Genomic DNA, 26934 nt, shown 5'->3' on the forward strand with positions numbered 1-26934 from the left:
TATACACGAAACAGAAGGGTAAATAAATGTATAGGGTTTGAAAATAAATAAAATGACTGTATAGTATAAATAGGAATAAAGGCATTCTGTGTCACAAAATTTTCATATTTTTATTTGTAAATTTGAAACGTTTGAAATTTTAAGGAGGATTAAAAATGGCATTTCCACAATTAAACAATGAAGTACAGGAAAATGAAGTAAAAGCGGTCATCCATACAAATCACGGGGATGTAACTGTTAAACTTTTTAAAGATATTGCTCCGAAAACAGTGGAGAACTTCACAACACATGCAAAGAACGGCTATTATGACGGACAGATTTTCCATCGTATAATCAAAGATTTCATGATTCAGGGCGGCGATCCGACAGGAACAGGAATGGGCGGCGAGAGCATCTACGGCGGAACATTCGAAGATGAATTCTCAACAGAAGCATTCAACCTGTACGGTGCGCTTTCCATGGCAAACGCAGGACCGGGCACAAACGGCAGCCAGTTCTTCATCGTTCAGCTGAAAGAAGTACCCGCACAAATGCTTTCACAATTAGAAGGTGCAGGCTACCCGCCGGAAATCATCGAAGCATACACTGAAAACGGCGGCACACCATGGCTCGATCAGCGCCACACAGTATTCGGCCATGTCATCGAAGGATTGGATATTGTCGAAAAAATTGCAGAAGTTGAAACAGGTGCGCAGGATCGCCCGGTGGAAGACGTAGTCATTGAAAACATCGAAGTAGTATAATAGAAGATTATAATGTTGGATGAGTGGAGCAAAACCTGTCAGGGTTTTGCTCTTTCGTATGGAGGCGTATTTTATTACCGTCCATTAAATGGTGTTATCGCCCCTCGGCGACGGCAGGCGTTGAAAAGTAGCGGTTTGCATAAAGATGCCCTTCCGGTATTATCTGCTGATTAAGAAATTCTGTTGTCATTTCCACTACATAATCCGGCATGGATTTCAACTATTTCATACCGAAACGATCACAAAATAGTCACTAATATTGCTGGGGTGCCTAAGACAGGATAGTCGGATTTCTGTTATAATCTATTGAGGAAAAGGTGAGTGATTAACTATGATGGAGTTTCTTTATTTCCCGGAAGATAAGACTGAATATATCCCGGCTTTCTTATCACTGGCAATCTGTATCCTTTTGGCTTACATCGTATTTCGCATAGTTAGGAATTATTCCATAAAACAGGAAGAAAAGATGAAGGCATTTGAACAGCAGGTGCTTAAAAAGCTGGACGAGGAAGAGCATGATGAATCCAGAAGGTAATATTGAACTGTATAAGCTTTTAAAAAACTGGAACCCTCTGAATTTCAATCTGGAGGATGAAGAGAATGAGGCATTCGACTTTGATGCTGAAATTTATGACAGCATGGATGCACTTTTCAAACATGACCGCAGTGTTGAGGAAGCCAGTCTTGCGATTCAAAATATATTTAACTTTTCTTTTGAAGAAAAAATCCCGCTGGACCGTATCCGGCCGGTTGTTACAGATGCTTTTGAGATTATTGAATTATATAGAGAACCCTGACCGCAGGCAGTGCTTTCAAATACAGGCGCTGGGCTGCGGTTTTGCTGTTTCTGCAATCGTTTCGCAATGATTAGATAAACGCTATTTAATATGATAAAATAATGGATGCGTATGTACTACCGAAAGTAAGCGGGGTAATATAAGTGGCAAAAAAATATCGGAAAGGCCAGTTCGTCAAAGTGAAAGTGACTGGCATCCAGCCGTATGGCGCTTTTGTCAAAACCCCTGATAATCAAGAAGGACTTATTCATATTTCGGAAGTGATGAACGATTATGTCCATGATGTAAACCAGTTTCTGTCTAAAGGCCAGATTGTTAAAGCGAAAATTTTAAGCGTGGATAAACATGGCAAACTGAATCTTACTTTAAAGGAGAATGAATACTTTAAAAGTGAGGAGAGGAAACGGGACAGGCGGTCTGTTTTAGAACAGATTAAGGAGACGGAGAAATATGGATTCGAATCCATCAGACAAAAGATGCCGGAATGGATTGACGAGGCTAAGAAGGAACTCAAAGATAAATGATTTCGTTCCTCTCTGCTAATGCGGCTGAAATCAAAGAATCTGCAGTGAAAACTGCAGATTTTTTTGATTTCAAGGCGGTGACAGCGCTTCAAACGGCACTTTGATAAAACGCTTACATTAATATTTATGTATAAAGCTTTCACGGAAAAATTTTATAAAGGTTAGTATATTAACTAAATATAGTCAGTCAATTGAATAGATATTAGTATCTTTGAATAGGTTTGCGTACAGTTTGATTTTACAATGTGATACAGTTATCAAAAGGGTTGAAAAACTCTGACAAAACATTCATTATAAGTTGTAGAGTTAATACTTTAAGGAGGTTGTTTGTAAATGATACCGTATAAACATGAGCCATTTACGGATTTTTCACAAGAGGAAAACCGGAAAAAGCTTGAAGAAGGATTAAAAACTGTTAAATCTTATCTGGGCCAGGATTATCCATTGATCATCGGCGGCGAACGCGTGATGACCGATGACAAGAAGGAATCCTACAACCCTGCAAATAAAACAGAGACTATCGGTAATTTGTCCCAGGCGAAACAGGAACATGCTCAGAAGGCAATGGATGTTGCCCTTGATACATTCGAGTCATGGAGAAAGTACTCTTTCGAATTCCGTTCTGATGTTTTATTCAAGGCGGCAGCGATCATCCGCAAGCGTAAGTTCGAATTTACAGCACTTCTTGTCAAAGAAGGCGGTAAGCCATGGAAAGAAGCGGATGCGGATACAGCTGAAGCAATTGACTTCCTGGAGTATTATGGACGTAACCACCTTAAATTGAGAAATGGTGATCATGTAGAATCCCGTCCGGGTGAATACAACCAGTTCCACTACATACCGCTTGGTGTCGGGCTTGTCATCTCACCATGGAACTTTGCTTTTGCAATCATGGCGGGTACGACAGCGGCCGCACTTGTTACAGGTAACACAGTACTGCTTAAGCCTTCCTCCCGTACACCGGTCATTGCGTACAAATACGTTGAAGTGCTTGAAGAGGCTGGCATGCCTAAAGGCGTCGTCAACTTCATTCCGGGCTCATCCCGTGACATTGGTGACTACCTTGTTGAACACAAAGACACACGCTTTGTTTCATTTACAGGTTCCCGTGATGTGGGTACGAAAATTTTCGAAAAAGCGGCAGTCGTACAAGAAGGGCAGACGCACCTCAAACGCGTAATCGCTGAAATGGGCGGTAAGGATACGATCGTTGTCGACTCCGATGCCGACCTTGAACTGGCGGCAGAAGCAATCACTTACTCGGCATTCGGATTCAGCGGACAGAAATGTTCTGCGTGTTCCCGTGTGATTGCACTGGAAGACATCCACGACGAACTGCTTGAAAAAGTGGTTGCCAAAACTAAAGAACTTAAAGTGGGCAATCCCGAGTCCGATATCGATGTCGGCCCGGTCATCGATGATGCTTCCCTTGAAAAAATCCAGAAGTATATCGAAATCGGCAAAGAGGAAGGGAAGCTCGAAGTGGGCGGCACGACTGAAAATGACGAAGGCCACTTCGTGCATCCGACTGTATTTTCCGGTCTCAAGCATGATGACCGTGTCATGCAGGAAGAGATCTTTGGTCCGTTTGTCGGATTTGCGACAGCAAAAGACTTCGATCAGGCGATTGAATACGCGAATGCGACGGATTACGGTCTGACGGGTGCAGTAATCACCGGCAGCCGTGAACACATCGAACAGGCGCGCCGTGATTTCCATGTCGGCAACCTGTACTTCAACCGCGGCTGTACTGCAGCAATCGTCGGTTACCAGCCATTTGGCGGGTTCAAAATGTCCGGTACAGATTCCAAAGCCGGCGGACCTGACTACCTGACACTGCATATGCAGGGTAAAACAAGCTCTGAACAGCTTTAATCAGCACTAACAAGATTACAATCAGAACAGCAGGTTTATACCAGCCTGCTGTTTTTTAAGAAAGGGTGTCAATATGACAAAATCACAAGAAATCATTGAACAGACAAACCATTATGGAGCACCGAACTACAATCCACTGCCAATCGTTATTTCCGAAGCTGAAGGCGTATGGGTGCAAGACCCGGAAGGGAATAAATACCTCGATATGCTCAGCGCATATTCAGCGGTAAACCAGGGCCACAGGCATCCAAAAATCATCCAGGCACTAAAAGATCAGGCGGACCGACTTACACTGACTTCCCGTGCATTCCACTCGGATAAACTTGGACCATGGTATGAAAAGATCTGCAGACTTGCAGGCAAAGACATGGCGCTGCCGATGAACACAGGGGCGGAAGCGGTAGAGACTGCAATCAAAGCCGTGCGCCGCTGGGCATATGATGTTAAAGGCATAGAAGACAACAAAGCGGAAATCATCGGGATGAACCAGAATTTCCACGGACGTACTCTGGCTGCGGTATCACTTTCATCCGAGGCGGAATACCGCCGCGGCTACGGACCATTACTCGAAGGATTCAAACTTGTGGACTTCGGTGATATTGAACAGATAAAAGCCCAGATCAATGAAAACACAGCAGCTGTTCTTCTTGAACCGATCCAGGGTGAAGCGGGCATCAACATTCCGCCGGAAGGATTCCTGAAGCAGGTACGTGAACTGTGTGATGAACACAACATTTTATTCGTAGCTGATGAAATCCAGGCGGGCCTCGGCCGTTCCGGCAAACTCTTCGCAACGGACTGGGATAATGTAAAACCGGATGTATATATCCTTGGTAAAGCACTCGGCGGCGGTGTATTCCCGATTTCAGCGGTGCTTGCCGATAAAGAAGTTCTTGGTGTATTCAGCCCGGGTTCCCACGGTTCAACTTTCGGCGGCAACCCGCTTGCATGTGCGGTTTCAGAAGCGGCGCTTGATGTCATGATCGATGAAAATCTGGTGGAGCGCTCAAATGAACTTGGCGAGTACTTTAAAGCGGAACTCAAGAAAATCGACAACCCGGCAATCAAAGAAATCAGAGGGCGCGGCCTGTTCATCGGTGTGGAATTGACTGAATCTGCACGTCCATATTGTGAAGAACTCAAAGAGCTCGGAATCCTGTGTAAAGAAACGCACGAAACTGTGATCCGTTTCGCGCCACCGCTCGTAATTTCTAAAGAAGACCTTGACTGGGCGCTGGAAAAAGTGAAGTCAGTACTGTCCAAATAACGCTTTTAAAAAAGTTTTAATATGATACAATAGTGTTGAAAACAGTTTCATAAAAAGAGGCGGATAAAAAATGTCAGAGAAATCAAATCTTATCACTTCTACACAGGCGATCATTCATGAAGCTTTGGATAAACTTGGCTTTGATGAGGGGATGTATGACCTTGTTAAGGAACCACTGCGTCTATTAACTGTCCGCATCCCGGTGCGTATGGATGACGGATCTGTAAAAGTGTTCACAGGTTACCGTGCACAGCATAACGATGCTGTCGGGCCGACAAAAGGCGGCGTACGCTTCCATCCTGATGTAACTGAGGAGGAAGTAGTCGCACTTTCAATGTGGATGACTTTAAAAGCAGGTATCGTTGACCTGCCATATGGCGGCGGTAAAGGCGGTATTGTTTGTGACCCTCGTGAGATGAGTATTGAAGAAGTTGAACGTTTGAGTCGTGGTTATGTCCGCGCAATCTCCCAGATTGTTGGGCCGGCAAAAGACATTCCGGCACCGGATGTATTCACGAACTCCCAGATCATGGCGTGGATGATGGATGAGTACAGCATGATTGACGAATTTAACTCTCCGGGATTCATTACAGGTAAACCACTCGTATTGGGCGGTTCACAGGGACGTGACCGTGCAACAGCAATGGGTGTTGTACTGTGCCTTGAACAGGCGATGGAAAAACGCGATATGAAGATGGAAGACGTTCGCATCGTAATCCAGGGATTCGGTAACGCAGGAAGCTTCCTGTCCAAGCTTCTTTCAGACAAAGGAGCCAAAATCGTCGGCATTTCAGATGCCAATGGTGCGCTGCACGATCCTGATGGGTTGGACATCGATTACTTACTTGACCGTCGCGACAGCTTTGGTATGGTTACAAACCTGTTCGATGAAGTCCTGTCGAATCAGGAACTATTTGAAATCGACTGTGATATTCTGATTCCGGCGGCAATCGCCAACCAGATTACAGAAGAAAATGCAAATGACATCAAAGCAGATATCATTTGTGAAGCGGCAAACGGACCGACTACGAAAGAAGCGACAAAAATCCTCACTGACAACGGTAAACTTATTGTTCCGGACGTACTTGCGTCTGCAGGCGGGGTGACAGTGTCCTACTTCGAGTGGGTACAGAATAATCAGGGCTACTATTGGGATGAGGATGAAGTGAACGAAAAACTTGAGCTTAAACTCAGAAAAGCCTTCAATGAAATCTACGATCTGCATGAAAAGCGTCATATCGACATGCGCCTTGCAGCATATATCGTAGGAATCAAACGCACAGCCGAGGCAGCAAGGTACAGAGGCTGGGCATAGGTTTAAGAGCTGATTTGAATTTACAGACCCGGGAATCCGATGGATTTTCGGGTCTTTTTGAAGTTTCATGTACCGGGCGATCATTGAAAGACTGTTTAAATGACCGTCAGTCTCAATGTGGCTTCACCGAGGTGTATGTTAAAGCGCCGGTGTACGTTTTTCTTGCATTATGCGAACTTTTGTATTATTATAAATATTTAAATTGATAGAATTATTTCATAATATAAAGGGGACGATGGAATGCATATCTCTCCGCCTTAAACGGTTTGGGAGAGGATTTTTATATTTGTGGATTTATAGTATAAATATACATATTAACAGTGTATTTACATTACTGTTCCGATTCAAACAACAGAAATCTTATTAACAGGTGGTAAAAAATATGGGGAAATCTTCTAATCTTATTACATCAACACAATCGGTGATTCATGAAGCATTGGATATGCTTGGGTTCGATGAAGGCATGTATGACTTGATCAAAGAACCTGAAAGACTTTTGAAAGTGCGTATTCCAGTACGTATGGATGATGGTTCTGTAAATGTATTTACAGGCTTTCGTGCGCAGCACAGTGACGCTGCAGGTCCGACTAAAGGAGGAATCCGTTTCCATCCGGACGTGACGGAAGAGGAAGTGATTGCACTTTCCATGTGGATGACTTTAAAAGCAGGTATTGTCGGTCTGCCATACGGCGGCGGCAAGGGGGGAGTCATCTGCAACCCCAAGGAATTGAGTAAACAGGAATTGGAAGGTGTCTCCCGCGGGTATGTCAGAGCGGTATCTCAGATTGTCGGTCCGGCGAAGGATATTCCGGCACCCGATGTATATACAGATGCACAGGTGATGGCATGGATGATGGACGAGTACAGTGTGAAGCATTCTGATAATGCGTTCGAGTTCATTACAGGCAAGCCGATTGCATTGGGCGGCTCCCAGGGCCGTAATACAGCGACTGCCATGGGTGCGGTGATCGTTATTGAACAGGCCATGGAAAAACGCGGCATCAAAATTGAAGACGCCCGTGTAGTTGTACAGGGATTCGGCAACGCAGGCAGCTTCATCTCTAAAATTCTATATGACAAGGGTGCGAAAATTGTAGGGATATCCAGATCTACACGCGGCCTCTACCATCCGGACGGCATCGACATCGACTATGTGATCGAGAATAAGGATAAGGTGGACGTTGCCGAGGAACTCGGACTTGAAGTTCTGTCGAACGAAGGATTGCTTGAAATTGATTGTGATATTCTGGTGCCGGCCGCGATTGCGAACCAGATAACAGAAGAGAATGCCGAACGTATCAAAGCGGAAATCATCTGTGAAGCGGCAAACGGTCCGACAACTCAGGAGGCAACAAGGATCCTCACTGAAAATGGCAAACTGATCATACCTGACGTGCTGGCATCCGCCGGCGGGGTAACAGTGTCATACTTCGAATGGGTGCAGAACAAGCAGGGGTATTACTGGAATGATGAAGAAGTTCATGAACTGCTCGTAAGGAAGATGAGCGAGTCATTTGATGAAGTGTATAAGGTCCATGAAAACCGTCAGGTGGATATGCGTCTGGCCTCCTATGTAGTCGGAATCAAACGTACTGCCGAAGCGATCAGATACCGCAATTGGGCATAGAGTAGTTCAATTATTCTGAAAAAGATTTTAATTAAAGGTTGCAATATTGTTTTCAGTGTATTAATATAGGATTCAATCATTTAAATAACATTGATTAAGGAAGAGAAGTAGCGATTTCTGAATGTTACAGAGAGCCGGTGGATGGTGTGAACCGGTACAGTGAATTTGTGAATGGACTTCCTGCGAACCAGAAGCTGAAATTATTTTAAGATTAAGCTCTGGCGTGTGTCCTGCGTTATCGGGATATTGCAGTTCATAATTTTTTGTCTGCAGCCAGAGTGGATCGGTTTAAACCCGGTCAATAAAGGTGGTACCACGGCTCCCCGTCCTTTTATAGTGATAGGGGAGCCTTTTTGTATTCATTTAGCAGCCGCGCAAAATTCAATAGTTTCGTATTTCAGAACAAGTAGGATAAAGATGGTATGGCACAGAGAGTCGGGATGGTGGAAACCGATGCATGCATCTTATCTGAATGGGCCTGAATCATAATACGGATGTATGTCGTACATTACACGAATGAGAGAATGCTGTATGCACTTTACAGCATTAACACGAGGTGGCACCGCGGTGATATCGTCCTCCACAGACAATCAGTCTGTGGAGGATTTTTTAATTTGAAGGGAGAAATGAACAATGAACACAAATCAGGCAGTTAAATTACCGGTGGAACAAAGAAGCTTGCGCACACATCTGATAAAGTTATCCGAAAGAAAAAATCTCGCATTCGGGGAAATGGCCGAAGCGGTGGAAATTATACTGAACGATTCCGTGAGTGATTCTGAAATCGCAGCATTTCTGATGGCGCTGAAAGCAAAAGGCGAAACAGTCGATGAAATCGCAGCGCTTGTCGAAGTGCTGAGAGAGAATGCAATGCCGATCAGGCGCACGATGACAAATGTAATGGATAACTGCGGTACAGGCGGCGACGGTTCCCACAGCTTCAACATTTCAACAACATCAGCGTTCGTCCTTGCAGGTGCTGGTGTGACAGTGGCAAAACACGGTAATAAAAGCGTAACGAGCAAGACGGGAAGCTCGGATGTGCTGTCCGAGCTCGGCATCTCGCTTGATTTCGGCTCTGATGATACGGATCTGATGCTTCAGGAAAACAACATTGCATTTCTTTTTGCACCGCACGTGCACCCGAAATTAAAACAGATCATGAAAGTCAGACAGGATCTGAAAGTGCCGACGATCTTCAACCTCATCGGCCCGCTCATCAATCCGGTGGAGCTGGATCATCAGTTCCTGGGGATTTATTCCAGAGAGCAGCTCGTAATGATGGCAACAGTGCTTAAGCGCCTGGGCAGAAAGCGGGCGGTGGTCATAAACGGCGCCGGCTTCATGGATGAAGCATCACTGGCCGGTGAAAACCATATTGCACTGCTTGAAAACGGCGCAATTTACGAACAGAAATTCACACCGGAATCCGTCGGCCTCAGAACATACCCGCTGGAAGAGATCGTCGGCGGCGACAGCAAGGAAAACGCGGAGATATTGAAAAATGTGCTTGAAGGCAATGCGACACCGGCACAAAGGGATACAGTCCTCCTTAATGCAGGTCTCGGCATGTATGCAGCGGGTATGGCAGACTCGATAGAACGCGGCATCGAGCTGGCGAAAGAAAGCCTTGAGACAGGCAATGCACTCGCGAAACTTAAAAACATGATCAAATATTCCAATGAGAGAGTGATATAGATGGCAACGATTTTAGATGACATCATCGACCAGAAGAAAAAGGAATTAAATGATTTACCGTCTGAACCGGTGACGCAGGACAGACAGCCTGTGTCGCTGCTTGAACGGCTGAAGGCGTCTGAAACGATGGCGGTCATAGCCGAAGTGAAACGGTCTTCCCCGTCAAAGGGGGACATCAACCAGGGAGTCAATCCTGCAGAACAGGCAGCGAAATACACGGCAGGCGGGGCGGATACCATTTCAGTCCTCACGGATCAAAAATTCTTCTCGGGGAGCATGGAAGATTTGAAATCCGTGAAGCAGACGGTGGATGTTCCGGTGCTGAATAAAGATTTCATCATCGACGAAAGGCAGATCAACACTGCCTACAGATATGGCGCGGATGTCATTTTGCTCATCGTTGCCGCACTAAGTGACACGCAGTTGGAAAGGCTGTACACACATGCGAAATCGCTGGACCTCGATGTTTTGGTCGAGATACATGATGAGGCTGAGATGGAGCGCGCGCTTAAAATAAAGCCTGAAATCATCGGCATCAACAACCGTGATTTGAAAACGTTCACCGTTGATATTGCGAACACGGAAAACATTCTTAAAAAGTATGGGACCAAAGAGGCGGTATTCATTGCCGAGAGCGGCATCAAAACGGCTGATGATGCCCTGAGGATGAAAAATGCGGGTGCAAAAGCACTGCTCGTCGGTGAAACACTGATGATGGCAGAAGATCCGGCGGAGAAAATCGACGCGCTCAAGGTGGTGTTGTAGATGAAGGTGAAAATCTGCGGTGCACAGACGGTGGAAGCGGCAAAAGCGATAGAAGATGCCGGTGCTGACATGATCGGGTTTTTATTCGCAGAAAGCAAGCGCCGGGTGACGGCGGAACAGGCGGAAGAAATCGCAGCGGTGCTCGCGCCGGGCATTAAAAAGGTCGGAGTGTTCGTCAACGCCGCGAAAGAGGAGATAGACCGTACCGTAAAGCGTGTCGGGCTGGATTATGTACAGCTCCACGGAGATGAAGATGCGGCGTTCGCCGAGTCGATTGATGCGAAGATCATTAAAGTCTTCCCGAACGATTCATCGCATACATTCAAAGAAATGTTCCAGTTCCCCGCGGATTTCATTCTCATCGACAGCGGTACGAAAAATGCACGCGGCGGCACAGGGCAAACGTTCGACTGGTCTAACCTGGACGATGAAAATATAGAAAAAGACAGATTGATCCTTGCCGGCGGATTGAATCAGGACAATGTGGAAGCGGCATACAGTGAAGTCGGCCCGTATGCGATCGACCTGTCAAGCGGCGCAGAAACAGAAGGCGTGAAGGATCCGGAAAAAATCGAAGCGGTCATGCAGAAAATTAAAGGAGTGGTGAATGATGGAGAGAACATACAAGCAGCCAGATAAAATGGGCAAATACGGGGAATTTGGTGGAAGGTACGTGCCGGAAACACTCATGAATGCAGTGAAGGAACTGGAAGCGGCATACAATGAAGCGAAAAATGATCAGGAGTTTCAGGCTGAACTGGATTCCTATTTGAAAAATTATGTCGGACGGGAAACGCCGTTATACCTGGCAGAAAATCTGACCGAACAATGCGGCGGAGCAAAAATCTATCTCAAACGCGAAGATTTGAACCACACAGGTGCACATAAAATCAACAACACCGTCGGTCAGGCGCTGCTTGCAAAACGCATGGGGAAAGAAAAAGTCGTTGCTGAAACGGGGGCCGGCCAGCATGGTGTGGCGACCGCAACTGTATGTGCGCTGCTCGGACTCGAATGCGTCGTATTCATGGGGAAAGAGGATGTCAGACGCCAGGAGCTGAACGTATTCCGCATGGAACTGCTCGGTGCGGAAGTGGTGAGTGTGGACCAGGGCCGCGGCACACTGAAAGATGCAGTGAACGAGGCACTGCGCTACTGGGTCGCAAATGTCGAAGATACCCATTACATTTTAGGTTCGGCGCTCGGACCGCATCCGTTCCCGCAAATTGTACGTGACCTCCAGTCCGTCATCGGCAAAGAGACGAAGCAGCAGCTGATCGACAAGGAAGGCAGACTGCCGGATGCGATAGTGGCATGCATCGGCGGCGGCAGCAATGCAATCGGCATGTTCCATCCGTTCGTAGATGATGCATCCGTAAAAATGGTCGGTGTCGAAGCGTCGGGCAAGGGCATCGATACAAAGGAGCATGCGTCCTCGCTTAACAACGGCCACGTCGGTGTTCTGCACGGTGCGAAGATGCATCTGCTGCAGGATGATGCAGGGCAGATCCAGGAAGCCTATTCCATCTCGGCAGGGCTGGACTATCCGGGAATCGGACCGGAACACAGCCATCTGAAAGAAATCGGGCGTGCAGAATACGCCTATATCAGTGACGACGAAGCGGTGGAAGCCTTCCAGGTCCTTTCGCAGACTGAAGGCATCATCCCGGCGCTCGAGAGTGCGCACGCGGTGGCGCACACAATGAAGATGGCACCGACGATGGACAAGGACGAAATCATAGTCATCTGTCTGTCGGGCAGAGGGGACAAGGACGTACACGAAATCAAAGAACGACTGAGAGGGGATGCATCCGATGAGTAAATTTATAATTGAAGACAAGTTCAGTGAACTGAAAGAGAAAGACGAAAAAGCGTTCATCGCCTATATCATGGCAGGCGACGGCGGATTATCCGAACTTAAAAACCAGATACTGACTCTGGAAGCCTCCGGCGTCTCCATCGTCGAACTCGGCATTCCGTTTTCAGATCCGGTGGCAGACGGCCCGGCAATCCAGGCGGCAGGCCAGCGTGCCCTCCGTCATGGTGTGACACTGGAAGCGGTACTCGAAAAGCTCGTGGAAATAAAGACCGAAATCAGCATTCCGGTCGTCATCATGTCCTATGCCAATCCGATACTGCGTCTCGGTCCGGATAAATTTGCCGGCCTTGCACATGAAGCGGGCGTATCCGGTGTCATCATCCCGGATGTCCCTTTGGAGCAGGAAAGTGAATTCGGTGCACCGCTTGCCAAGTATGACATCGCAAATATCAGATTCGTCACACTGACGAGCAGCGAAGAACGGATCAGGGAAGTGACGGAAGAAGCGGAAGGGTTCGTCTACGCCGTCACGGTAAATGGAACGACGGGAGTAAGGGAAGGATTCGATCAATCCCTGTATGACCATCTGGAACGCATCACGAAAGTCAGCAATGCCCCTGTCTGTGCAGGATTCGGCATCAGCACCCGGGACCAGGCGGAAAAGGTGGGCGCATCCTGCGATGGTGTCATCGTCGGCAGCCGCATCGTCAACCTGCTGCATGAAGGGAAACCGGAAGAAATAAAGGAAATAGTGCCCCAAAAGAGTCATCTGAACACTTAAACGTCAAAAATATTTGATTAGTCATGTACTTTTTAACTACAATGAGGAGGATAGATAAACTATTTGGAGGATGCTATGACACATATCAAATTTGATTATAGTAACGTTTCAACATTTTTAAATGAAGAGGAATTAAAAAATCTGGAGCCGTTCATTTCAAGTGGGCATTCACTCATCCACAACGGCACAGGCGCAGGCAGTGACTTCCTGGGCTGGGTGCGGCTCCCTGAAAACTACGACAGGGAAGAATTCTCCCGCATCCGTGCTTCGGCCGGGAAAATCAGAAAAGACTCGGACGTACTCGTCGTCATCGGTATCGGCGGATCTTACCTGGGTGCAAAAGCGGCGATTGAGATGATGTCCCCGACATTCGGAACGAATGGCCCGGAAATCATTTTCGCCGGTCATCAGCTCTCCAGCCATTATATGAATGAGCTGAAAGATTATTTGAAGGACAAGGATTTCTCAATCAACGTCATCAGCAAATCCGGCACGACAACAGAACCGGCAATCGCGTTCCGCGTATTCAAAAAAATGCTGGAAGAAAAGTATGATAATGCCGCGGACCGCATCTATGTCACGACAGACAGCGAAAAAGGGGCCCTCAACACACTCGGCAATGAACAGGGATATGAAATGTTCGTCGTTCCGGATGATGTGGGCGGACGTTATTCAGTACTGACTGCCGTGGGCCTGCTGCCGATCGCCGCTGCAGGCATCGACATCAGCCAGATGATGGAAGGGGCGGCCGGAGCCATGGATGATCTGGCGGCTGAAAAACTTGAAGAGAATCCGGCGTATCAATATGCAGCCGTGCGCAATGCGCTCCTGGCGAAAGGGTACGATGTTGAAATGCTTGTGAACTACGACGAACGCCTTAAGTATTTCGGCGAGTGGTGGAAACAGCTCTTCGGTGAAAGTGAAGGGAAAGACAACAAGGGCATCCTGCCGCACAGTGCGAACTTTACAACAGATCTGCACTCTCTCGGCCAGTATATCCAGGACGGCAAAAGAATGCTGATGGAAACGGTCATCGATGTAGAAACGCCGCTGTCCGACCTCACAATCGAAGAAGAAGATGCGGATCTGGACGGCCTCAACTACCTTGCAGGCACGACAGTCGATGAAGTCAATCATAAGGCGATGACGGGGACAGTGCTCGCCCATGTTGACGGCGGCGTGCCGAACATGATCGTACGCATTCCAAGCTTAGATGCCTACACATTCGGCTATATGGTGTACTACTTCGAAATCGCATGTGCGATGAGCGGTTATCTCCTCGGTGTAAACCCGTTCAACCAGCCGGGTGTGGAAGCATATAAGCAAAATATGTTCGCACTTCTTGGTAAATCAGGATATGAAGATTTACGGAAGCAATTAACTGACAGATTGAACTAAAAATTGTATAATTGTATAGAACTGCAGGCTATATTACAAAGTAATATAGCCTTTCTTAAATAGGACGGGGTTATGAATTTGGAAACAATACTCAAAAAACTGATGACACAGGAAGGGCTTGAACAACTGTTTTCAGAGGTCGAACAACTCGGTATCATCGTGGGATTCCTGCTTGTACTCATGGAATCTTTTTTACCGTTTCTGCCGCTGTTCGTCATTGTCGTAGTCAATATCAATGCGTATGGATTCATACTGGGTTCCATATCAAGCTATTCCGGTACAGTGCTCGGAAGCTATCTGGTATTCCTGTTCGTACGGTATTTCTTCAGAAAGCCGGCGCAAAAATATATCAGGAAGCATAAACGACTGTCACAGCTGCTCGATTTCATCGACAGGAGAGGTTTTGTATTTTTATTCGTGCTGCTGGCACTGCCATTTACGCCGACATCCGTGATAAATGTTATTGCGGCTTTATCGAACCTTAAAAAAGTCGTATACTTATATATATTACTTGCAGCAAAAGCGATCATGATTTTGACGATGTCTCTCGTTGGATACGATGTCACATCATTCTTTAATTCACCGTTGCGCTTAACACTGTCAATCGCAGGTCTGGTGCTCGTTTACTTCTTTTCGAAATGGTATCAGAAATACATCAATAGAAAAATGGATAAATAGAGGTGTGGCATTATGAAAAAAGAGATAAAAGAATGGCTGGTTGCGATTATAGTCGCAGTTGTGCTGATTACAATCATCAGATCATTCCTGTTTGTATCGTTCACGGTGGACGGCCTCAGCATGGACCCGACGCTTGAAGACGGGGACAAAGTGGTGGTCAACAAATTCATGGACAGCTTTACGGAGTATGAGACCGGCGATGTGATCGTCTTTAATTCCGAAAAGGGACCGGCATATGTAAAAAGGGTGATCGGTACACCGGGGGATACGGTCCGTATGGAAGACAAGCAGGTCTATGTAAACGGCGAGCCGCTCGAGCAGGATTATGTAACACATACGGAAGATTCATACATGGACAATTTCACACTGGCGGATATGGGCGTTGAAGGGGACACCATCCCCGAAGGGACACTTCTCGTCCTCGGGGATAACCGCCCGGTGAGCCGGGACAGCCGCGATTTCGGGCTTGTCGATCAGTCGGAAGTCATCGGAGAAGTACAGCTTCGTTTCTGGCCGCTGAATGACATATCTGTTAATTTTGACTAATTGAAAAAGGCACCCCTCAGACGGGTGTCTTTTGTCTACTCTGAAGGAGTGTAAATAATGGCGATAAAAATTTGGACCGGAGTAAGCGGAACCGGTAAGACGCGTCAGATGTTTGATGATATCCAGGCCGAAACGAAAGATCATCCGCTCGGTTCGAGCATATATATCATCACACCGACACAGAATACTTTAAGGTACGAAAATATCATTACGAATCCGAACAGTGAAGACGGCAGTATCGGCAGCCTGCGTACAGCCGTATTCAGTTTTGCACGGTTCATGTGGCATGTCTTCAACGAAACCGGCCATTCGACGCGTGACGCATTATCAGAGAGCGGACACATCATGCTGCTCCATAAGATGATGACTGAGATGAAGGATGAGCTGTCATTTTATAAAGATAGCTCACAATACATAAAGTTCTCGGGCAAGGTGCTCGATATGCTGAAAGAATTCAATGCATACCGGGTGAAACCTGAAGATTTGACGCGCGTGGACGGCGGGGCCGGCCGCATGCAGGATAAATTCAGCGACCTGCATCTCATTTACGATGAATGGATCGACCGTTCGGCCGCGCTGCAGATTGAAGATCTGAACCTGACGGATCAGTTCATCGATCTCATCTATTCCGGTGAGACCATCCGTTCTCTCGAGGATGCGGTAATTTATATAGACGGTTTCCACAACTTCACGGAAATTGAATATGCCCTTATACAGGCAGTTTCCACCCGGGTAAAAGAAATTAACATACTGCTGACGCATGAAGGGACCAATAAGGAACTCTTCAGGAAAACGGATGCGGTCATTGAAAAACTCAGGTTTTACGTCGGTGATCACAATCTGTCCTTTTTACATTTCGGACAGGACTTCAGACGGTCTGATAGAAAAGGGCTCATCCAGATCGAGGAGCATTTTGCCGGGCAGACACAGATGTATGACTACGACGGGGTGACGATCACGGAAGCACCGAACGTCCTGGAGGAAATCACTGAAGTGGCGCGGGAAATAGAGCGGCTGGTCTTCGAAGGGAAAGCCTACTACAATGACATCGGTATTCTGTACCGGGACCTGTCCTATGAACCGATAATCAAATCGGTGTTCAGGAGATTCGAAATTTCGTATCACATCGATAAGAAGGTACAGATGTATTCCCATCCTTTCATCCAGTTCGTGATGGCACTGCTCGACTGCTACACGAAAAATTATGAGTTCAATGCATTTATGAACGTATTGAAGACAGGATACCTGTGCGAATCCTCCGACCGGGAGTATATCGACCAGCTGGAAAACTTCGCCCTTGAGCGCGGCCTCAGCGGTTCTGCGCTGTTTGATGACGATAAGTTCCGCTATATCACGGTGCCGGATGAAAACGGTGCGCTCCGTCTCGTGGATAAAAGCGAGACGTATCAGGATATGATCGATTTTAAGAATAAAGTGCTCGCGCGCCTCGAGGTGCTGTTCGCCGAGTTCAGGACAGAACGTACCGTCCGGGACTACATCGGCCTCATCTATGATTTCCTGATGGCTGAAGGCATCGTGGACAAGATAACGGAAGAGATGGTCGGGCAGGACGAAAACGACCAGATACAGGCACGGGATGAAACGGAACAGGCATACAACATGTTCATCCGTCTGCTCGATGATGCCTATATCGTATATGATGACGAGAAAGTCATGTTCTCCATATTTTATGAAGCGTTCATGGACGGGCTTAAAAATGCGGAGTTCAGCCTGCTGCCGTCCACAATCGACCAGGTAATGGTGGGGTCGCTCGATTTGTCCAAAGTGGAAAACAAGAAATACATCTTCCTGATCGGGGTGAACCGGGATGTGCTGCCGCGCGAAACGAGAAACAGCGATATTATTTCCGATGAGGAAAAAGCGCTGTTCGAACGGGCGGATATTGAACTGTCGCCAAGTTCAAAAACACTGGCGCAGGATGAACGGTTCGTATTCTACCTGGCCATCACCCGGGCGACCGAAGGACTGTATCTCAGCTGGTCTGTCACACTGCCTTCCGGTGATGTTACAAAAAGAAGCCCGTTTTTGGATGAAGTGATTCCGGAGCATCCGGAGCATGTGAGAAATTATGAATACAGGCGGGTCAGCGAGTACAGCCGCTTCAACCCGGAACGGCTGATTTCCTCGGCGCGGAGCATGGAACCGCTGCTGCACCTGAAAATGCGGGAAATGATGACTTCTCCGGTGGATGCGCCGCAGGACTTTTTAAAGCTGCCGGAGTACAGGCCGTGGGTGGAAACATTCCAGATGCTGATGAAAGAGAGCTGGCATGATATCTACCCGAGGCTCCGCCGCAATCTGACGTACGATAACAAAGCGGACCCGCTTTCTGAAGAAGCGGCACAGGCACTTTACGGCAAAGAGATGAATGCGAGTGTGTCCCGTTTTGAAACATTCCACAGGTGCCAGTTCCAGCATTTCAGTGCATACGGATTAAAACTCAAAGTCAGAAAGCCATATCAGGTGGCGCCGCTTGAACTCGGTAACCTGTACCACGAAGTGCTTTATGATGTGGTGACGAAACTCGATTACACACTGCTCCACGATGAAGAGACGATCAAATCCCAGGTGGCTGATTCGATTGAACGGTTCGCCCAGGCCATCCAGTTCGGTATTTTCGAACACACCGGATACTACCAGTCCCTCAAATCGAGGGCGCAGGATGCGATTGTGCGTCTGCTGCTGTTCATGCAGGATATCGAAACTCTAGGCGAATATAAAATCGCAGATGTCGAGCTGTCATTCGGTTTTACAGGCAGTCCGCTCGATGAAGTGGCGCTGACGAGCGATGACGGCCATACGATCCACCTGAGAGGGAAGATCGACCGCGTGGATATGTATGAAACGGCGGACGGGGCATATGTAAACCTGATCGATTACAAGTCGAGCAGCCGGTCCATTTCAAAGGCCGGAATCCTGAACGGGCTCGAACTGCAGATGATGACATATATGTATGTACTGATGCAGAAAGGGCCGGAGTACTTCGGGAAGGAAAAAATCAGACCCAACAGCATGCTGTTCTTCCCGGTCCGGGACCCGCTCATCTCGCTCGACGGCGAGGAGTCCCTGGAAAAAGCGGAACTGGAACAGAAGAAACGGATGCGTCCGGACGGTGCATTCATCAATGAAAACACCGGATACGATACGATGATCGACGAAACATCCATCGGCATTACAGGCATGCTGTCAAAACTGGATGAGTACCGGGAATACAGTGCGTACTATCCGATTTCAGTGACGAAAACGGGCAAGATCAATGCAATGACCAAAAACAGATACTACAGTCCGGAACTGTTCGGACATTATGCGGAACATATCCTGTCAATGTACAGACGGGCCACGGACCGGATCTACAACGGGGAAGTGCTGGCCTCGCCGATCGCTCTGGATGCATCGAATACGCGGCTCGCATGTGAAATGTGCGACTTCAAGTCGGCATGCCAGATCGACCCGCTGATGAACCGGCAGGACATCAGGATGAATGAAGTGGATGATGAAACGATAGAGGCGTTTGAAAGCGAGGTGGCAGACAATGGTCCAATGGACTGAAAAACAACTGGAAGCGATTGAATATGAAGGGTCCGACGTACTCGTTGCAGCGGCGGCGGGAAGCGGGAAGACAACAGTGCTTGTTGAACGCATCATCCGTAAGATACTGGATGAGAAGTACTCCATCGATGAAATACTCGTTGCGACATTTACGAATATGAGTGCCCGCGATATGAAGGACAAGATCGAAAAGGCGCTGAGGAAAGCCTTCCTCGAAAAAAGGGACCCGAGGATTTATGAAGAGACGCTGAAGCTGAAGGAAGCACACATCTCAACACTGCACAGCTTCTGCCTCTATCTGATCCAGATGCATTACAACACAATCGGTCTGTCGCCGGATATGCGGACGCTCGGGGACATAGAGACGAAAATCCGTCTGGAGACGGTGATTTCAAACGTCCTCGAATCCTACTATAAGAAGCCGGACGATGATTTCCATGCGCTCTCGACCATGCTTTCGACGGACAAGAGCAACGACGGGCTGCTCAATACGATACGCGACCTTTACTACACGGCCGTGGCAAGTCCGGACCCTTATGAATTTCTGGAGCGGAACCGGGACCAGTATATCGATGTCGACCGCCTGGAGGGGATCCTAAGCGACCATAATCATAATATAAAGCTTAAACTGGATGCCCTGCTGACCGATCTGACGCTGCTCAGAACACATTATCGGACAGTGACCCATGAATCGGTCAAGGAAAACCAGGTGCTGGATGCCTTCGATTCGCTGGAAGCGGTCATTATGACGGTCGAGCGTGCAACAGGGGACATGATGGCAGGGCGTCCGTTGGAGCTGCCCGCTTTCGGATTGAAAGACGGCCGCTCCGCCTTCATCAAAAACATCGCGGACCCGGATGAAAAAGCGGCGCTTCTTGCTGTACAAAAACGGGTGCGCGACCGCTATAACGATATCCGGAATGCACCGGTATACGACCTGGACCGGGTGAAGCGTGAACTCGCGCCCATGAACGGCTACAGCAATACCCTTGTCGATATCGGCATGGAAGTGATCGAGCGGTTCAGGCAGCAGAAACGGGCCAGAAATGAAATGGACTTCTCGGATTACGAGCACTATGCACTGTCGATCCTCGAGTCCGGGGACGGCGCGGTCAAAGAACGCTACCGCCGTCAGTTCAAGGAAATCATGATCGATGAATACCAGGATATCAACCGGGTGCAGGAAGCCATTATCCAGGCGCTTAAAACCGGAGGGGAAGCGGACGGCAACCTGTTCATGGTGGGGGACGTGAAACAATCCATCTACAAGTTCCGTCAGGCCGACCCGTCTTTATTCATCACCAAATCAGAACGGTTCAGAACCCCGGGCAGCGGCCGGCTGATCAGCCTGAACCATAACTTCCGCTCCCGCGGGGAAGTGCTGGCACTGACCAATACCGTATTCGAAAAGATCATGGACAAGGAAGTCGGGGAGATTTCCTATGATGAAACACACAGGCTCGTCCAGGGGAATTACCTCGATGCACCGCCGCTTGCTTCGGAATGCCATATTATCGAAAATAAATCCGAACAGGGCGGGGATGTGGAAATCCGCCACATTATCGATGTGGTCAAGGATCTCGCCGCGAAAGGGGTATCCTACCGGGATATCGTCATCCTTACGAGGAATACGCGGGATAATGAATCCTACCGTAAACTCCTGAGTGGCGCGGACCTGCCGGTATTCGTAAACAACCGTTCGGGATATCTGGATACGCTTGAGATCAGGACGATGATCAGCATCCTGTCCGTCATCGACAACCCGCTGCAGGATGATCACCTGGTCGGAATGATGCGGCTGCCGATGTTCGATTTCTCGGAAGATGAAATCGCCCGGATCCGGGCGGCATCAAAGTCGGACTATATGTTTGAAGCACTGGTCCAATACGAGGGTGCGGCAGTGGTCATGAAGAAAATCGATGCGTTCCGGTCTGCGCTGGACACACTTCAGGAGTATGCGAGATACATGAGTGTGCCTGAACTGATCGATGAAATTTATCTCGAGTTCAGCATTCTGGAATACTTCGCGGGGTTAAGGGGCGGCGTGTCCAGACGTGCCAACCTGAACGGCTTCATAGAAAAAGCGCGTGAATTCGAGACGATGTCACACCTATCCCTCTATGAATTCATCACATATATCCACCGGATGATCGATGACGGACAGGATTTTGGTGAAGAGAATACGGTGTCACCGGATGATGACACATTGAGGGTCATGACGATCCACGCTTCAAAAGGGCTGGAATTCAATTATGTCATCTATGCCGGATTATACCGCCAGCTGAACATGATGGATGTATCGAAAAAAGTGAGTGTGCACCCGGAAGAAGGGATCGCATTCAAACAGTTTATACCGGAACAGCTTGCGGTGCTTCCGAGCATCCATTCTGAAGTGGCGAAGAAAATGATATTGAGGGAACTGATCAGCGAAGAAATGCGCCTCGTGTATGTGGCAATGACCCGTGCGATCGATAAGCTCATCATGCCGCTGGTCTACAATGGTGAGTACAAAGAGAAATATGCTTACGAACCGGGCATCATCAATGCGGATGACAGACTGTCCATACGCACGATCCAGGATCTTGTCGCACCGATTTTCATCAATGAACATATGGATTTTCTGGCGGTTGAGCACATCGAGCCGTATGAGGCGCAGGCGCCTGATTATAAACGGTTCGCATCCCTCGATGATCTGGAATCACTGAAGGTTCCCGACAACACCTTGCTGAAGGACCGGCTGTTCTATAAATATCCGCATCAGGTGCAGACGCGCACGGTCTTCAAGGAATCCGTTACGGAAATCAAGCGCAGGAATGAAACGCCGCCCGACGACAGTGCCATCATCCGGCATGACCGGACGCCGAATCTGAGATTGCCGAACTTCCGTAATGAAACGCTCGATGCACCGATTTTCGGTACGATGATGCACCAGATGATGATGTATGTCATGAACCGCTACGGTGAAATCCGGATGCTTGATGCCGGATCGAGGGAGACGTATGTGGAAAATCTGGTCGCCGAGCATACGGTGGAAGATATGCTCATTACAGATATGCACAGAGCGAAAATGATCGAAAACATCCACCGCTTTCTAAATGATGCAGCGATGACCGATCTGCTCCAAAGCCAGAAATCGATCCATACGGAAATACCATTCATCATGAACCAGAAAGCCATCGGCTACTCGGCATTCAATGACCAGATGGTGCAGGGGATCATGGATGCCCTGCTTGAGATGGAAGACGGATACGTCATCATCGACTACAAGACGGACAGAGTATCGCATACCGGTCTGACGGAAGCGGATCTGGTGAACAGATATCGGACACAGATGGATATTTACAGGCGTTCTGCAATGCAGGCACTCGGGAAAGATGTTAGTGTGTATCTATATTTCTTTGACTATGGAGCGATTAAAATTGAAAACTGAAGCGGGTAACATCAAATTTGCTCTGGGCATCGCATTTTTCCCGGTACTCCTGATGAATGGCCTGTACTATATGATGCCCTTTGATGCAGTGAATGTATATGAATACTTAGGCGGGAATGAACTGATGTCCTACCAGCTGCTCAATATATTCACAGGCGGTGCGGTGTTGCCACTCATTGCACTGTTGGCGGGATACATGCTGAACCATTACAGGGATTACGGGATTCCAAATCTGGCGAAAATACTGCTGTCCGTGCTCGCAATCGGGGTGCTGCAGGCAATATTCATCTTCGCCTTCGACTTTTTGGCGGGACTTGCGTTAATGGCGCTCGCCGGGGTTTTATTCCTGAAGACAAAATGGTATATCCCGTTGATTTCAGCAGTCGTCCTGTCCGGCTTTCACATGATCGTGAATGTGCTGCCGAGCTTTTTTGAAAGTATCGGCTCGCCGAGGGATAAAGTATACTCGGCCGTCCAGACGGTGAATGAATATACAAGCATATATACGAGCAGCGACTACTTTGCGATGATCAGCCAGAACATCGAAATCTTCTCCCATAATATCACCGGCGGCATGTACGCCTCCGTATTTACGGTGCTGCCCTGGATACTGCTGGGAATCGCTCTCGGCAAATTGAATATTGCGCGGCTGCTGCGTATGAATCATATACTTGCGGTCGCACTGTTCATCACCCTGGCAGGCGGCGGCCTGGCGCTTAAGATGATCCAGGTCGTAATGGTGGGCACTTACAGCGGCACACTGATCGCGGAAAATTTCGGCGGGCCGGTGCTGGCGCTCGGCTACTTCATCCTGCTGGTGTTCGCATGGGATGTCATCCCCGGGCGTGCGGGGGATTTATTCATACCGCTCGGCGAAAGCAGCCTGACGATGTATATCCTTTCCAATATCATTTTGATATTTGTATTCTATGGTGTAGGGTTCAGGGCATACGGGGAAGTGAGTATCGCGACGATGGCGGGGCTTATGCTCGTATTGTACATCGTCCTGCTGATCACGGCGATTTTACTCAAAAAGTTCAAAATCAGCGGAATAGAATCCCTGTTTACGAATAATTCAGATAAATTGGAGAAAAAATGACAGGTTGTCTGTTATAATGGACAAAACAACAAAAGGAGCGTATTCCATGAAATTTTTAACATTTGACTACGGGAATCAAAATTACTATGGGGTTAAAGTAAAGCGTGAAGAGAGTGCATGGATATTACCGAAATTATTTGAGGACTTCGGGGATTTGGAGAACTATCCAAAGACATTGCTCGAAGGGATTTCAACATATCACACTCTTGATTTCCAGGAAATCGTAAGAAAATTAGTGGAAAAAGCTGATGCATCCGGTAATACGGATCAATATAAAGCGCCGTTTTCGGAAATAAAATTCCTGGCGCCCGTGACGCCGCCGAACAACGTCATCGCTTTTGGACGCAACTACAAAAAGCATGCCGATGAACTGAACAATGAAGTGCAGAGCCTTTATGTATTCACTAAAGCGGCGACCAGTCTGGTGGGCGATGAAGCATCCATCCCGCACCACCAGGACATTACAAGCCAGCTGGATTATGAAGGGGAACTGGGAGTTGTCATCGGCAAGCGTGCAGAAAAGATCGAAAGTTCAATGGCACTGGATTATATTTATGGCTATACCATCATCAACGACATCACAGCGCGTGACCTGCAGAAGGAACATCTTCAGGCATTCCTTTCCAAAAGCTTAAGAGGCGGCTGCCCGATGGGGCCGTTCATCGTCACAAAAGATGAACTGCCGAATCCGGAACAGACATCCATCGTCACGAAAGTGAACGAGGATATCAGACAGAACGGCAGCACCGAGGAAATGGTACTGAAACTGGATGAATTGATCGCGGAAGTGTCCAAGTACGTAGTGCTTGAGCCGGGCGATATCATCGCCACCGGAACACCGGGCGGCGTGGGTGCCGGAATGAACCCGCCGCAGTATCTGCAGCCGGGGGATGAAGTCCGTATTTCAATCAATGGAATCGGCACATTAACGACATATATCGACCGGTAAAAATATTTTGGAATATGTTAGAATGGTAAGTGATTCACTATAGAAAGGAAGATTGTATGATACACTTGCACATTACAGCGATTATCATTGCTCTTGTATTCTTCTTTATCACTTACTTTTCAATTAAAAATCCTGGAGATTCAACGGCAAAATATGCCAAGGCGCCGCATATGGTCGCTAGACTTTTCTACGTCATCGTTCTGGCAACGGGATTCATGCTGTTCATGGAATCGATGAGTGGTGATCAGGCTATGATGTACGGTTTTAAATTCCTGGCAGGCCTGTTTACAATTGGATTGATGGAAATGGCAGTAGTGAGAAAGAGGAAAAAATCAGCTGGACAGCCAATGTTCATCGTATTCCTGGTATTGGCCGTCATCACTATTGGTCTTGGCATCTACCTTCCAATGGGACCAATCACCGGTTTATTCAGATAAGACTTTAAAAAGTTACGGCACTCTTTTGAGGAGTGCCTTTTTTGATGTAATTTTGTGAACATTTATTGAAATGGTGCTTTTTTAATTTTTAATCTAGTATACTTGAAATATAAGAAAAGAAGGTAGGATAACAATGCATAAATTAATCAAATACATAGCGGTGCTGCTGATTTTGGGCGGCGTGTTCCATCACGAAGCATCCGCCCAGGAAAAGGTGCACGACCGCATCTACACTATTGTTGTCGACCGTTTCCTCGACGCCGACACGTCCAACAATATCAGTGTAACGGAAAACGAAAATGAGCCGCTTCCGTTTGGAGGGGACTTCCAGGGCATAGAGGATAACCTGGAATATATACAGGATATGGGATTCGATACGCTCATGCTCTCACCCGTTTTCGAAAAAGCGGATGAGGATTATTTAGGGTATGACGTCAAAAGCTACGAAGAGATCGCTGAAGCCTACGGCGGTGCAGAAGAATTCCGGAATCTGGTGGACGCAGCCCACGCCCTCGGGATGAAAGTCGTCGTCGATATGCCGGTCACTGCAACTGATCAGTATGAAACACTGGATAATCCTGAATTGAATGAACTCCAGCAGCAATATTACAGCGGGCTGGAAGATGTGGAATTCATCGACCTGTCAGTCCCCGAAAACCAGGACGCCTATCAGGAAATGGCACAGTCATTTGTTGATGAGTACGGCATCGACGGACTTAGCATGAATGTCGTCCAGGACGGCCTGAATGCAGAGGATTTCATGCCGGGCGGCGTAAAAACTTACGGCATCATCGGCAGTGAGTCAGTGACGGCTGAAGGATTCGACCATGAAAGCCGCGAATCCACAAGACAGGCGATCGCAGAAGCTTTCAGTACGACGGGTAAAGCCATTCCGCCTTATCCGGAGGACGGTGAACTGCTGCTTGCCGATCACTGGTTTACAGAACGTTTTACATTCCATGCCACTGAAGCAAACATGTTCCCGGGCACACGCGTCCAGCAGCTCACGACATATCTGTACGGATATCCGGGGCCGATCAGTTTCCAATACGGAACAGAAGTTGCGCTGAACGGAGAATCGATTCCGCAGGTGCACAGACAGATGGACCTCTGGACGGATCAGGAAGTCGTGGATTACATCAAGGATATCAATACAGTCTTCACTGAGCACCAGCAGCTGCTTTCAGGGGAAGTTGAAGAATTGAAATCAGATGAAGACGGTCACTACATCGTCAGATACAATACATCAGCTGTCGATTTCATACTGAACATCAATGACACCGCAAAAACCCGGGACTTCAAAATCCCTCAGGAAGCAGATGACGAAGGCAAAATGCTCAGCGGAATGCTTATCGGTGATTCGATAAAGGTTGCAGAGGGTGAAGACAGTTATAATGCCATCCTCGACAGAGAAGAGACAGAACTCTATGCAGTCATCGAAGAAACAGGGTTGAATAACGGATACGTATACGCAGCACTCATCATCTTCGGTGGATTCGGAATATTCATCTGGATCGTAGCGAGAAAACGCAAATCAAAAGAAGAGATGTAATATAGTGAAAAGAGGAGAGGCCTGAAGGCCTCTCTTTTTTGTTTAATGAGGGCGGTGACTGGAT

The 26934-nt window shown here is 47.7% G+C and carries 22 protein-coding genes and 1 other annotated feature; all 22 genes read left to right on the forward strand.

Annotated elements, in window-relative coordinates:
* Positions 1 to 155: 155 nt before the first annotated feature.
* The 22 genes from ACKRAT_RS02835 to ACKRAT_RS02940 all read left to right on the forward strand — a co-directional run bounded on the left by ACKRAT_RS02835 (position 156) and on the right by ACKRAT_RS02940 (position 26870).
* The gene (locus ACKRAT_RS02835) at positions 156 to 743 is read left to right on the forward strand and encodes a peptidylprolyl isomerase (RefSeq protein ID WP_411843593.1); all 588 of its coding nucleotides are present in this window, start codon (positions 156 to 158) and stop codon (positions 741 to 743) included.
* Between the two features lie 331 nt (positions 744 to 1074).
* Positions 1075 to 1278, forward strand: a complete 204-nt coding sequence (locus tag ACKRAT_RS02840; RefSeq protein WP_411843594.1) for a hypothetical protein — start codon at positions 1075 to 1077, stop codon at positions 1276 to 1278.
* On the forward strand, positions 1259 to 1540 hold the full coding sequence (locus ACKRAT_RS02845; RefSeq protein WP_411843595.1) for a DUF1871 family protein: 282 nt from the start codon (positions 1259 to 1261) through the stop codon (positions 1538 to 1540). The genes ACKRAT_RS02840 and ACKRAT_RS02845 overlap by 20 nt, the downstream gene beginning before the upstream one ends.
* A 143-nt stretch (positions 1541 to 1683) precedes the next feature.
* Positions 1684 to 2064 (forward strand): S1 domain-containing post-transcriptional regulator Ygs, encoded by a 381-nt coding sequence (gene ygs, locus ACKRAT_RS02850; protein ID WP_411843596.1) that lies wholly within the window; start codon positions 1684 to 1686, stop codon positions 2062 to 2064.
* A 333-nt stretch (positions 2065 to 2397) separates the two neighbouring features.
* Entirely contained in the window at positions 2398 to 3939 is a 1542-nt protein-coding gene (gene pruA / locus ACKRAT_RS02855; RefSeq protein WP_411843597.1) for an L-glutamate gamma-semialdehyde dehydrogenase, read from the forward strand.
* Positions 3940 to 4012: 73 nt separating this feature from the next.
* The gene (locus ACKRAT_RS02860; protein WP_411843598.1) at positions 4013 to 5206 is read left to right on the forward strand and encodes an ornithine--oxo-acid transaminase; all 1194 of its coding nucleotides are present in this window, start codon (positions 4013 to 4015) and stop codon (positions 5204 to 5206) included.
* A gap of 70 nt (positions 5207 to 5276) precedes the next feature.
* The gene (locus ACKRAT_RS02865) at positions 5277 to 6521 is read left to right on the forward strand and encodes a Glu/Leu/Phe/Val family dehydrogenase (RefSeq protein WP_411843599.1); all 1245 of its coding nucleotides are present in this window, start codon (positions 5277 to 5279) and stop codon (positions 6519 to 6521) included.
* Positions 6522 to 6903: 382 nt separating this feature from the next.
* A complete protein-coding gene (locus ACKRAT_RS02870; RefSeq protein ID WP_411843600.1) occupies positions 6904 to 8148 on the forward strand; it encodes a Glu/Leu/Phe/Val family dehydrogenase in 1245 nt (414 codons plus the stop codon).
* An 84-nt stretch (positions 8149 to 8232) separates the two neighbouring features.
* Positions 8233 to 8482: a binding site (T-box leader), on the forward strand.
* Positions 8483 to 8781: 299 nt separating this feature from the next.
* Positions 8782 to 9846 (forward strand): anthranilate phosphoribosyltransferase, encoded by a 1065-nt coding sequence (gene trpD / locus ACKRAT_RS02875; protein WP_411843601.1) that lies wholly within the window; start codon positions 8782 to 8784, stop codon positions 9844 to 9846.
* Positions 9847 to 10611, forward strand: a complete 765-nt coding sequence (trpC, locus tag ACKRAT_RS02880; protein ID WP_411843602.1) for an indole-3-glycerol phosphate synthase TrpC — start codon at positions 9847 to 9849, stop codon at positions 10609 to 10611.
* On the forward strand, positions 10612 to 11250 hold the full coding sequence (locus ACKRAT_RS02885; protein WP_411843603.1) for a phosphoribosylanthranilate isomerase: 639 nt from the start codon (positions 10612 to 10614) through the stop codon (positions 11248 to 11250).
* Complete coding sequence (trpB, locus tag ACKRAT_RS02890) at positions 11222 to 12433, forward strand: tryptophan synthase subunit beta (protein ID WP_411844399.1); 1212 nt, start codon at positions 11222 to 11224, stop codon at positions 12431 to 12433. Before ACKRAT_RS02885 ends, trpB begins: the two co-directional genes overlap by 29 nt.
* Positions 12426 to 13211 (forward strand): tryptophan synthase subunit alpha, encoded by a 786-nt coding sequence (trpA, locus tag ACKRAT_RS02895; RefSeq protein WP_411843604.1) that lies wholly within the window; start codon positions 12426 to 12428, stop codon positions 13209 to 13211. The genes trpB and trpA overlap by 8 nt, the downstream gene beginning before the upstream one ends.
* A gap of 75 nt (positions 13212 to 13286) precedes the next feature.
* A complete protein-coding gene (locus ACKRAT_RS02900; protein WP_411843605.1) occupies positions 13287 to 14609 on the forward strand; it encodes a glucose-6-phosphate isomerase in 1323 nt (440 codons plus the stop codon).
* A 72-nt stretch (positions 14610 to 14681) separates the two neighbouring features.
* Positions 14682 to 15287 carry a TVP38/TMEM64 family protein gene (locus ACKRAT_RS02905; RefSeq protein ID WP_411843606.1) on the forward strand — a complete coding sequence of 202 codons (606 nt, stop codon included), beginning with the start codon at positions 14682 to 14684 and terminating at the stop codon, positions 15285 to 15287.
* Positions 15288 to 15299: 12 nt separating this feature from the next.
* Positions 15300 to 15833, forward strand: a complete 534-nt coding sequence (lepB, locus tag ACKRAT_RS02910; RefSeq protein WP_411843607.1) for a signal peptidase I — start codon at positions 15300 to 15302, stop codon at positions 15831 to 15833.
* A gap of 57 nt (positions 15834 to 15890) precedes the next feature.
* Positions 15891 to 19403, forward strand: coding sequence for a PD-(D/E)XK nuclease family protein (locus ACKRAT_RS02915; protein WP_411843608.1), 3513 nt, complete (start codon positions 15891 to 15893; stop codon positions 19401 to 19403).
* Positions 19387 to 22833 (forward strand): helicase-exonuclease AddAB subunit AddA, encoded by a 3447-nt coding sequence (addA, locus tag ACKRAT_RS02920; protein WP_411843609.1) that lies wholly within the window; start codon positions 19387 to 19389, stop codon positions 22831 to 22833. The genes ACKRAT_RS02915 and addA overlap by 17 nt, the downstream gene beginning before the upstream one ends.
* Positions 22823 to 23932: a DUF418 domain-containing protein gene (locus tag ACKRAT_RS02925; protein ID WP_411843610.1), complete on the forward strand. Its 1110-nt coding sequence runs from the start codon at positions 22823 to 22825 to the stop codon at positions 23930 to 23932. Before addA ends, ACKRAT_RS02925 begins: the two co-directional genes overlap by 11 nt.
* Positions 23933 to 23978: 46 nt before the next feature.
* A complete protein-coding gene (locus tag ACKRAT_RS02930) occupies positions 23979 to 24881 on the forward strand; it encodes a fumarylacetoacetate hydrolase family protein (RefSeq protein ID WP_411843611.1) in 903 nt (300 codons plus the stop codon).
* A gap of 56 nt (positions 24882 to 24937) precedes the next feature.
* The gene (locus tag ACKRAT_RS02935; RefSeq protein WP_411843612.1) at positions 24938 to 25318 is read left to right on the forward strand and encodes a YisL family protein; all 381 of its coding nucleotides are present in this window, start codon (positions 24938 to 24940) and stop codon (positions 25316 to 25318) included.
* Positions 25319 to 25451: 133 nt separating this feature from the next.
* Positions 25452 to 26870 (forward strand): alpha-amylase family glycosyl hydrolase, encoded by a 1419-nt coding sequence (locus ACKRAT_RS02940; protein WP_411843613.1) that lies wholly within the window; start codon positions 25452 to 25454, stop codon positions 26868 to 26870.
* Positions 26871 to 26934: the final 64 nt, after the last annotated feature.

The organism is Salinicoccus sp. HZC-1, from assembly GCF_046736035.1.
Lineage (GTDB): Bacteria > Bacillota > Bacilli > Staphylococcales > Salinicoccaceae > Salinicoccus.

Coding starts and splice junctions, on each gene's coding strand:
- trpB (WP_411844399.1), top strand. CDS start 11,222: ATGGAGAGAACATACAAGCAGCCAGATAAAATGGGCAAATACGGGGAA.
- ACKRAT_RS02845 (WP_411843595.1), top strand. CDS start 1,259: ATGATGAATCCAGAAGGTAATATTGAACTGTATAAGCTTTTAAAAAAC.
- pruA (WP_411843597.1), top strand. CDS start 2,398: ATGATACCGTATAAACATGAGCCATTTACGGATTTTTCACAAGAGGAA.
- ACKRAT_RS02840 (WP_411843594.1), top strand. CDS start 1,075: ATGATGGAGTTTCTTTATTTCCCGGAAGATAAGACTGAATATATCCCG.
- trpD (WP_411843601.1), top strand. CDS start 8,782: ATGAACACAAATCAGGCAGTTAAATTACCGGTGGAACAAAGAAGCTTG.
- trpC (WP_411843602.1), top strand. CDS start 9,847: ATGGCAACGATTTTAGATGACATCATCGACCAGAAGAAAAAGGAATTA.
- lepB (WP_411843607.1), top strand. CDS start 15,300: ATGAAAAAAGAGATAAAAGAATGGCTGGTTGCGATTATAGTCGCAGTT.
- ACKRAT_RS02935 (WP_411843612.1), top strand. CDS start 24,938: ATGATACACTTGCACATTACAGCGATTATCATTGCTCTTGTATTCTTC.
- ACKRAT_RS02870 (WP_411843600.1), top strand. CDS start 6,904: ATGGGGAAATCTTCTAATCTTATTACATCAACACAATCGGTGATTCAT.
- ACKRAT_RS02930 (WP_411843611.1), top strand. CDS start 23,979: ATGAAATTTTTAACATTTGACTACGGGAATCAAAATTACTATGGGGTT.
- ACKRAT_RS02905 (WP_411843606.1), top strand. CDS start 14,682: ATGAATTTGGAAACAATACTCAAAAAACTGATGACACAGGAAGGGCTT.
- ACKRAT_RS02835 (WP_411843593.1), top strand. CDS start 156: ATGGCATTTCCACAATTAAACAATGAAGTACAGGAAAATGAAGTAAAA.
- ACKRAT_RS02900 (WP_411843605.1), top strand. CDS start 13,287: ATGACACATATCAAATTTGATTATAGTAACGTTTCAACATTTTTAAAT.
- ACKRAT_RS02915 (WP_411843608.1), top strand. CDS start 15,891: ATGGCGATAAAAATTTGGACCGGAGTAAGCGGAACCGGTAAGACGCGT.
- trpA (WP_411843604.1), top strand. CDS start 12,426: ATGAGTAAATTTATAATTGAAGACAAGTTCAGTGAACTGAAAGAGAAA.
- addA (WP_411843609.1), top strand. CDS start 19,387: ATGGTCCAATGGACTGAAAAACAACTGGAAGCGATTGAATATGAAGGG.
- ACKRAT_RS02940 (WP_411843613.1), top strand. CDS start 25,452: ATGCATAAATTAATCAAATACATAGCGGTGCTGCTGATTTTGGGCGGC.
- ACKRAT_RS02860 (WP_411843598.1), top strand. CDS start 4,013: ATGACAAAATCACAAGAAATCATTGAACAGACAAACCATTATGGAGCA.
- ACKRAT_RS02865 (WP_411843599.1), top strand. CDS start 5,277: ATGTCAGAGAAATCAAATCTTATCACTTCTACACAGGCGATCATTCAT.
- ACKRAT_RS02885 (WP_411843603.1), top strand. CDS start 10,612: ATGAAGGTGAAAATCTGCGGTGCACAGACGGTGGAAGCGGCAAAAGCG.